The organism is Arthrobacter sp. 179, from assembly GCF_052379645.1.
In the GTDB taxonomy this organism is placed as follows: domain Bacteria; phylum Actinomycetota; class Actinomycetes; order Actinomycetales; family Micrococcaceae; genus Arthrobacter_H.
The window spans coordinates 1-7,066 of the sequence record NZ_JBQSYU010000046.1 but is presented as its reverse complement, the minus strand read 5'-3'; the positions used below and the strand labels follow the sequence as shown (position 1 = coordinate 7,066).

Below are 7,066 nucleotides of genomic sequence, written 5' to 3'. Positions count from 1 at the left end.
ACCATGCGTACAATCACCACAGGCCCCACACTGCAATCGGGAACCAGCCACCAATCAGCCGCTTAACTAACGTCTATGGGCAGTACAGCTAGGCGATCCAGCTTGGTAACGACGAAGGTATCCCCCGCTCGGCATGCGGCCAAGGCGTCGCGTAGGCCGGCACGATTCTTGTTGGTGCCGGTAAACCCATGATCAACATAGATGCGTTCCGAGGTGACGCCCAGGGCTGCTAGGGCATCACGCTGCGCGGTGAGGTCTTGCTCTTCCGTGGACACGCGTGCATAGCCGATGATGATCTCAGACATGCAGATCAGTGTGTCGCATAGGGACCCGTCACCGGACGACTCGCCGGACGGGTCTTACGGGACGGTGATGGCTTGGCGTGTGAAGTTTGGCGATGAATGGCGGCGTTCTGTGATCGCTCGGTGGCGCACTCCCGGCCACAGCGGGGCCCCGCGCTGACACGTGCGAATACTGGTCCAGCGTGTGAGCCTCGGGCGCGGGGAGGGTGCGTGGTGGTTTAGTGTCCGGCGCCGAGCTTGCCGGACATGCGGTTGCGCATGTTTTGGCTGGCCTCGTTGAGGCCGATGACCTCGACGTTCTTGCCGTAGTGGCGGTACTTGTCCTCCACGGAATCTAGTGCGGCGATGGTCGAGGCATCCCACAGGTGTGAGGTCGTCAGGTCGATGACGATGCGCTGAGGGTCCTCGGCGTACTCGAACTGGGTGTAGAGGTCGTTGGAGGAGGCCCAGAACAGTTCCCCGTCCACGGTGTACCGAGCTACGGCCTGCTCGCCCTCGCCCTTGACGGTGCGCGTGACGGTGGCGAAGTGCGCGACCCTGCGGGCGAAGAGCACCATCGCGGTGAGCACCCCGAGCCCGACGCCGACGGCTAGGTTGTGGGTGGCGACGGTCGCGATGACGGTGACTACCATGACGATGGTCTCGGACTTGGGCATCATTTTCAGCGTTGAGGGACGGACGGAGTGCCAGTCGAAGGTGGCGATCGACACGAAGATCATCACCGCGACCAGGGCGGCCATCGGGATCAGCGCCACTACCTCCCCGAGGGACACGGCCAACACCAGGACTAAGACGCCGGCCAGGAAGGTGGAAATCCGGGTGCGGGCCCCGGAGGCCTTGACGTTGATCATGGTCTGCCCGACCATCGCGCAGCCGCCCATTCCGCCGAAGAAGCCGCTGATGATGTTCGCCGCGCCCTGGCCCCAGGACTCGCGGACCTTGTTCGAGCGGGTGTCGGTGATGTCATCGACCAGCTTGGCCGTCATCAGGGATTCCAGCAGCCCGACGAGGGCCATGCCCAGTGCGTAGGGGGCGACGATCTGGAAGGTCTCCAGGGTGAAGGGCACGTCAGGCAGGAACAGGGTGGGCAGGGCGTCGGGCAGCTGACCCTTGTCCCCGACGGTGGGCACGTTGAGTGCGAAGACCAGGGCCAGAGCGGTGACAACGATGATCGAGATCAGCGGGGCTGGGACGACCGTGGTGATCCGTGGCAGCAGGTAGATGATCGCCAGGCCGGCGGCGGTGAGCGGGTAGACCAGCCACGGGACGCCGATCAGGTCTGGTAGCTGGGAGGTGAAGATCAAGATGCCCAAGGCGTTGACGAAGCCGACCATCACCGACCGGGGGATGAAGCGCATCAGCTTGCCCACCCCGAGCACCCCGAGGATCACCTGGAAGACACCGGCAAGGATGACCGCGACGAGGAAGTAGTCCAGCCCGTGCGAGGCCATCAGCGGGGCGATCACCAGAGCGGTGGCCGCGGTGGCCGCAGAAATCATCGCCGGCCGCCCACCCAGGAAGGCGATGGACATGGCCATCGTGGCGGCAGCGAACAGACCCACCTGCGGGTCCACCCCGGCGATCAGCGAGAACGCGATGGCCTCAGGGATCAACGCCAGCGCGACGATCAGGCCGGCCAGCACCTCGGTCTTCAGCCAGCGCGGGCGCTTCAGGGTCGCCAGGACGGATTGGCGTTCTTCGGGGGTGGCATTCGCCGGCGGGGCGGTGTGGATTGTGGTGGACACGCAGGTCTCCCATCAGGTCGTGAACAAGAAGGACCCCGGCCTTACGAGGCAGCCCGGCCGCCCAAGGGGCGGGGCATCAGGTAGTCACCGGGAAAAGTTTCGACACTAACTCTACCCTAACGTGAGGGTAGAGTCTGGCTGCTGGCCCACCTCGCTCCGCCAGCGGGGGGGGCAGGTTTAGTCGTGGACGCGGTCCTGCAGGGCGTCGATGAGCTCGTCGGCTTGGCGCAGTTTGCGGGCCATCTTCTCCCGGGCCACCCGGACCCTTTCCAAGTACGCGGCAGTGGCCTCGACCGGTTCCTTGGCCTCCAGAATGGCGAGGATCTCGGCGGTCTCCTCCAGGCTGAATCCCAGCGGAGTGATCCGCCGGACGTAGTTGAGCCGCTCGACGTCGGCCTGGGTGTAGAGCCGAAATCCGCCCTCACTGCGGGCCGAGGGCGGCGCCAGCCCTACATTGTCGTAGTGGCGGATAGTGCGCATCGACAGCCCGGTGCGTTCGGCGACCTCACCGATCTGCATCGTGTCCATGTCTTGCTCCTGCGCTTGCCCCACTGCTTCACCCTTCCACTAGCCCTTGCTCGCCATGACGCCTGAACGCAGGCGCCCGCGTTCTGCCGCCCGGCAAGCAGGCACCAACTCTACCGCTACGTCACAGTCGCGCTCAGAGTCGGCCCCAGATTACGTCGACGCGGATAGTTCAAGGCGAAAGCGCTTCGCGCCAAGCAATCGCCGCCCTTCCACAAGGTGGCAAGCTGGTGGCGCCTCAAGAATCTACAGCTTTACGCGACGCCGCGTTTGGTGACTACGGCGCCGGCACGAGCTGGGTCGACGGGAGGCCCATGGTGTCTCGTAAAGTCGTCGCACCGCGTTCTGTCTCAGACCTTCCGGTGAATGTGCTTTATGAGGCATGATGTCGTCATGAGACTTCTGGGGTACACGCGGGTGTCGACGGCGGGGCAGGACCCGGCGCTGCAGCTTGACGCTCTTCTTGCGGCAGGGGTGCAGAAGCGGGATGTGTTCTCGGACGTAACGTCCGGGGCGAAGAGCGCGGCGGAGCGTCCGGGCATGAAGAAGCTCCTGGCCTATGCGGAGCCTGAGGACACGGTGGTGGTCTGGCGGATCGATCGACTGGGCCGGTCGCTCATCGATGTGCTCAACACCGTGAACCTGCTCCGGGATCGCGGCGTGAAGATCCGGTCGGTCTCCGACGGGATCGATCCTGAGACGTCGTCGGGTCGGCTCATGCTCGGTATGCTGGCAACGCTAGCGGAGTACGAACGCGAGCTGATCACCGAGCGTGTCAACGCGGGGATCGCAGCAGCCCGCGCTCAGGGCACGAAGTTCGGCCGGCCGCCCGTGAATCCCGAGGTCGTGGATCGCAAACTGGCGATCGCTGCCGAAGAGAGAGCGAAGGGTTGCACCGCTGAGGGGGCGGCGCGCCTGGTGGGGTGGTCTCGGGCGACGCTGTACCGCCACCAGCGGGACGCTGCCGCTCGCGAGAGCATCGCGCAGGCGTGACATGGACGGGTCGCAGAAGTGGAAGATTCTGCGGCTCCACGTCGAAGACGGCATCCCGCTGGCGAGTCTCGCGCGGGAGGCCGGGGTGGGAGAGCGAACGCTCTCGCGTTGGCACAGCCTCTACCGGGCTGGTGGCATCTCGGCTCTTGAGCGGGCACAGCGCGCCGATGCTGGCGTGCGGCGCACCGCGCCTGAGCTGGTGGCTTTCGTGGAGCACCTGGCTCTGACCAAGCCCCGCCCCAGCATCGCGACACTGCACCGCCTGACCGCAGCCGAGGCCGCACGAAGAAGCGTGAGTACGCCGAGCTACGCGACGGTGCGGTCGATCGTGCAGGCACTGGATCCCGGGATGGTGACGCTCGCTCTCGAGGGGCCAGCATCCTACCGGGACCGCCATGAGCTCGTCTTCCGCCACCGCGCTGAGCGTCCCAATGCCCTGTGGCAGGTCGACCACACCGAGCTCGACATCCTCATCAAGGACCCCAGCGGGAGACCATCCAGGCCGTGGCTGACCACGGTCATGGATGACTACTCGCGGGCGATCTGCGGGTACATGGTCTTCGAGGGCGCGCCCTCGGCGATGAACACCGCGCTGGCGTTGCGCCAAGCGATCTGGCCCAAGAGTGACCCCGCCTGGCCGATCTGCGGCATCCCAGACGTCCTCTACGTCGACCACGGCAGCGACTTCACCAGCCATCACCTCGAGTACACCGCGATCGCGTTGAAGATCCGAATCATCCACTCCACGGTCGCCCGCCCCCAGGGAAGAGGAAAGATCGAGCGGTTCTTCCACACCGTCAACACCGAACTGCTCGCGACCCTGCCCGGGCGCCTCACCCCTGGAAACCCACATCCAGTGCCGGTGCTGGTCCTTCCTGGTCTCGACCGGGCCGTCGGGGAGTTCGTCGGCCAGTACAACCAGCGCACGCACACCGCGATCCGCACGAGCCCAAAGGCGGCCTGGATCGCTGAGGGATGGCTGCCGCGACTACCCGAGAGTCTCGAGGAGCTCGACGGGCTGCTTCTGCGGGTCTCCAAGCATCGCACCGTCCAGCGCGACGGGATCCACTTCCAAGGCCAGCGCTACCTCTCGCCCACGCTCGCCTCGTTCGTCGGACGCACGGTCACCATCCGCTACGACCCCCGGGACCTGTCCGAGATCCGTGTCCACGACCACGACACCTTCGTGTGCACAGCGATCGACGAAGCCCACCCCAACCAGCGCTACAGCCTCCACGACATCGAAACCGCCCGACGAGCCCGCCGCCGGCAGCTACGCAAGGACATCAACGACCGCATCCCCACGACTCCACGACCCCCTTACGATGCGCCCACGCCGCCCGCTCCCGCGCGACGGCCCAGGAAGCGCCTGAAGACCTACGAAGAGGACGAGTAGATGAACCGCGACTTCATCGTCACCAAGGAACACCGCCGCTTCACCGAGTTCGCCGGCACCATCCGCAAGGACGTCACCATCGGCATCTGCCACGGCGAGGCCGGCGTCGGCAAGACGCAGTCCGCCCGCCGGTACGCCCACTGGGACACCCTCGAACCCTTCATCCAGGCCTGGGGGCCACGCAGCGAGGCCGACCTAAAGCACTACGCCGCCGCCCACCGCTCCCGCACCGTGTTCTACACCCCCGAGGTCCTCGCCAAGCACCGCGATCTCATGCGCGATATCGAGTTCTACCGCGGGAAGGTCGGAGTCCTGATCTACGAGCACCTCTGCGCGATCGGGAAGATCACGACCACCGACGTTCCCCGCACCATCGACTTCACCGAACTGATCATCATCGACGAGGCCGAACGACTCACGCCGACCTCACTCGAACTCCTCCGAGACCTCCACGACCGCCACCACGTCGCCCTCATGTTCATCGGGATGCCCGGCATCGACCAACGCTTCCGCCACTACCCCCAGCTCTACAGTCGCCTCGGGTTCTCCCACCGCTACCGCGCCCTCGCACGCGAAGAACTACTTTTCGTCCTGACCCGCCACTGGAAACGCCTCGGCCGCACCCTCGACCCCGACGACTTCACCGACGCCCAAGCCATCGCCGCGATCGAACGCATCACCAGAGGCAACTTCCGCCTCCTCGAACGCCTCTTCCCCCAAATCGGACGCGTCCTGAAGATCAACCAACTCGACACCATCACCGACGACGTCATCGAAGCAGCCGCCAGCACCCTCATCACCAGCTAACGCCACCAGAAGCACGCCATTCACCGATCAACTCCACAGGCTTGGCGCTCTCGGTAGCTATTGTTTCGAGCTGTCGTTTCCGGTGAAGGACCGGCTTACGAGACGGTGGACACCGCTGTCTCCCGGAACCGATTTAGGGGCTTGAGCGTATGAGTGTGGAGCATCTCAGGTGTTCACATCGCGGGTTGTTTGGCTGACAACGCTAGAGAGCGCTGAGCTTCCTAGCGTATTTCTGGTATCTGACCCTAGCGCCAACCCCTGTACCGATCTTGGGCCGGCGGTCAAGGAATGGAACACTAGTAGCCATACAACACCGTAGCCAAATGCATTCGGTGTGCATTTCCGTTGAGCCCACCAGGAACCCCTCACCGCCCCACGAAAATGCAGCGAAAGCTCCGGATAAGAGGCCAGAAGCTAAACCTAAGTGGCAGCAACTCCGCGACGATACATCTCCACCGTCTCCTTATCGTGATCGTCTATCCCTTCATTTCGTTCGATCGCTGAATACCAGGTGCGAGCCAACTCGAAAACTTCGATGAAGGCGTTAGCCTTTCCAACGGCTTCTTCAGTGCCACTGATAGCGAGTAGTGGCCAAATCCACCCCATGCCTAAATTCGAAATCAGATCATAGGCTACGCCGCCCACCGCATAAGTCTCCAAGAGCTGAAAACCTGTCAGAGAGGTCGTTCCGTCGAATAGTCGGAAGTATTCATTCTCGCCGGGCGCATCGTGCGAAAAAGCCGCGCGCCAGAGCACGGCGTAGGCACTTCTGGGAAGGCTCTGCACAGGGAACGCGCCGTCTGCTGCGAGGGACCTCATCCTATGGAGCAATTCAGCTCGGTACTTCGAGTCATCAACGAGACGCTGCGCCGAATCGTCCGGCCACAGCCGCACAATCTCGTTCCAGGAGTATTCCGCCGTGCGACCCCAACCTCGAACGCGCTCGCCCACATCGCCGTCTACGTTCCCAGCTCGCACTTCTCTGACGAAGTCTGGTCCCGACAGCTCGTCCATCTCAACGAGAAGGCTTACCCAACTCGAGCCGACCTTATCCAAGTTACTTTTATGAAATCGAATAAATTCGTCAAATGAGTACGGTGCCGAAACAGCCTCGTCAGACGCAATACGGCTTGCCGGTAACTCCGTCGGATTAAGTGCTTCACCGGGAGCGCCGACCACTTCCAACAGGTGCGACATTCCAAGGTACATAGTCATCGCCTGATCAACCTGAGCAAAACGGTGGAGGTGGTCCAAGTTAAGCTCCCGACTGTCGAGCGAAATTCCGCGCGAAGCCACAT

6 protein-coding genes and 1 pseudogene are annotated in these 7,066 nt (G+C 63.6%); 3 read left to right on the top strand and 4 right to left on the bottom strand.

The genetic code is table 11. From position 1 onward, the window contains the following. Nucleotides 1-86: 86 nt before the first annotated feature. The 3 genes and pseudogenes from ACT3UE_RS15610 to ACT3UE_RS15600 all read right to left on the bottom strand — a co-directional run. A pseudogene (locus tag ACT3UE_RS15610) lies at nt 87-305 on the bottom strand (recombinase family protein); the annotation flags it as partial. Nucleotides 306-520: 215 nt separating this feature from the next. After that, complete coding sequence (locus tag ACT3UE_RS15605) at nt 521-2,047, bottom strand: SulP family inorganic anion transporter (RefSeq protein WP_055085098.1); 1,527 nt, start codon at nt 2,045-2,047, stop codon at nt 521-523. A gap of 177 nt (nt 2,048-2,224) precedes the next feature. Further along, complete coding sequence (locus ACT3UE_RS15600; protein ID WP_019160177.1) at nt 2,225-2,575, bottom strand: MerR family transcriptional regulator; 351 nt, start codon at nt 2,573-2,575, stop codon at nt 2,225-2,227. 390 nt (nt 2,576-2,965) lie between these two features. On the opposite strand from ACT3UE_RS15600, the gene ACT3UE_RS15595 reads away from it, so the two are divergent. Genes ACT3UE_RS15595 through ACT3UE_RS15585 form a run of 3 tightly spaced genes read left to right on the top strand, consistent with a single transcriptional unit; the run spans nt 2,966 to nt 5,768 of the window. Beyond that, the gene (locus ACT3UE_RS15595; protein ID WP_114384512.1) at nt 2,966-3,565 is read left to right on the top strand and encodes a recombinase family protein; all 600 of its coding nucleotides are present in this window, start codon (nt 2,966-2,968) and stop codon (nt 3,563-3,565) included. Between the two features lies 1 nt (nt 3,566). Continuing rightward, entirely contained in the window at nt 3,567-4,961 is a 1,395-nt protein-coding gene (locus ACT3UE_RS15590) for a Mu transposase C-terminal domain-containing protein (protein ID WP_444555610.1), read from the top strand. Next, nucleotides 4,962-5,768, top strand: coding sequence for an AAA family ATPase (locus ACT3UE_RS15585; protein WP_444555611.1), 807 nt, complete (start codon nt 4,962-4,964; stop codon nt 5,766-5,768). It abuts the gene before it with no gap. A gap of 420 nt (nt 5,769-6,188) precedes the next feature. Here the strand turns inward: ACT3UE_RS15585 and ACT3UE_RS15580 are convergent. Next, a partial coding sequence (locus tag ACT3UE_RS15580; protein WP_444567010.1) for a hypothetical protein occupies nt 6,189-7,066 on the bottom strand: 878 nt, incomplete at its 5' end.